The 1,589-nt window shown below is 29.1% G+C and carries 1 protein-coding gene; it reads left to right on the plus strand.

The features are described 5' to 3' along the window. Positions 1 to 788: 788 nt before the first annotated feature. Positions 789 to 1,256: an IS200/IS605 family transposase gene (gene tnpA, locus FHP04_RS14300; RefSeq protein WP_139856828.1), complete on the plus strand. Its 468-nt coding sequence runs from the start codon at positions 789 to 791 to the stop codon at positions 1,254 to 1,256. The last annotated feature ends 333 nt before the right edge of the window (positions 1,257 to 1,589 follow it).

Genomic DNA, 1,589 nt, shown 5'->3' on the forward strand with positions numbered 1-1,589 from the left:
TAATGGTATCCGACCCCGTTGGGGTCGTATTCTTATGCTTTTACGGAGGTTTATAAATATTTAATCCCTTTGGGATTTAAATAAACTGCATTTTTCATTGATTAGATGTGTAAATAGTTGACGTTATTTTTCTTCAAAATTTGGGTTCAGTACCAATTAAAATTTCTGATTAAGAACCCTTGGGGTTCTAATGTTTATAGAAATATGGTTAGTAATGGTATCCGACCCCGTTGGGGTCGTATTCTTATGCTTTTACGGAGGTTTATAAATATTTAATCCCTTTGGGATTTAAATAAACTGCATTTTTCATTGATTAGATGTGTAAATAGTTGACGTTATTTTTCTTCAAAATTTGGGTTCAGTACCAATTAAAATTTCTGATTAAGAACCCTTGGGGTTCTAATGTTTATAGAAATATGGTTAGTAATGGTATCCGACCCCGTTGGGGTCGTATTCTTATGCTTTTACGGAGGTTTATAAATATTTAATCCCTTTGGGATTTATTTTAAGTAAAGCTTTTTTAGTTAATCATGTGTTTTTATAATTGGCACAAGTGTTTAAAATAATACTTATTCAAATGATTGACAGTAATTATAAAAATGAATTTTTAAGAATTAGTTTTCATAATATTATTTCTAACACTAAAGGTTCAAATGTTTTTAGAAAAAAGGTTAATTGTAGTGATTAATTCTAATAGTCACGATTTTAAGGTGTTATCTTTAATTTAAGCTATTGAATATTTCGGAATTAAACTAAATGATGTATTTTTAAAAAGTAAATTTAATTCCATGGGGGCCGGGACTTTTTCTCAAATTTATATTCAGGTTGTTTTTGCCGTAAAAGGTAGAAACTGTTTGATATTGCCGTCTTGGGAAGATGAATTATATAAATACATTACAGGAATAGTACAAAACAAAAATCAAAAAATGCTGGCTATTAATGGGGTTCATGATCATATTCATTTTTTGATTGGAATGAAACCATCTTGTTGTCTATCTGATTTAGTAAGAGAAATCAAAAAATCTTCTAATAAGTTTATAAACGAAAAAAGATTTATCAAATATAAATTTGAATGGCAAGAAGGATATGGTGCTTTTTCTTATAGCCATTCTGCGTTAGATAATGTAATTGCATATATTCAAAGACAGAAGGAACATCATAAAAAATTATCATTTCGGGAGGAATATGTTTTATTTATGAAGAAATTTAACGTTGATTTTAAAGAAGATTATCTTTTTAAATGGATTGAATATTAGCTCCAAGTTGTTCAGGTGTTTGTAGAAAATATTTATGGCGATTGTATTCGACCCCGTTTGGGTCGAGTGTTTTTTTGAAACCTATTGTTATAAATATGTAATCCCTTCGGGATTTAAACTGATTACCTTTGTTTTTTAAAGAATTTGGAACCAAGTATTATTAATTATTATAAAGAGCCCATAAGGTTCAAATGTTTATAAAATATATGTTTTGTTTAGCTCTCGACGCCGTTGGGTTGTTATATTCACGATCTTGCTGTTTGTCATAATTATATAATCTTTTCGGGTTTTAACTTGATTGCCGGCGTGAATAAGCAGACTTATAAAACCTTG

The sequence above is a fragment of the Aequorivita sinensis genome, from assembly GCF_006346335.1.
GTDB lineage: Bacteria > Bacteroidota > Bacteroidia > Flavobacteriales > Flavobacteriaceae > Aequorivita > Aequorivita sinensis.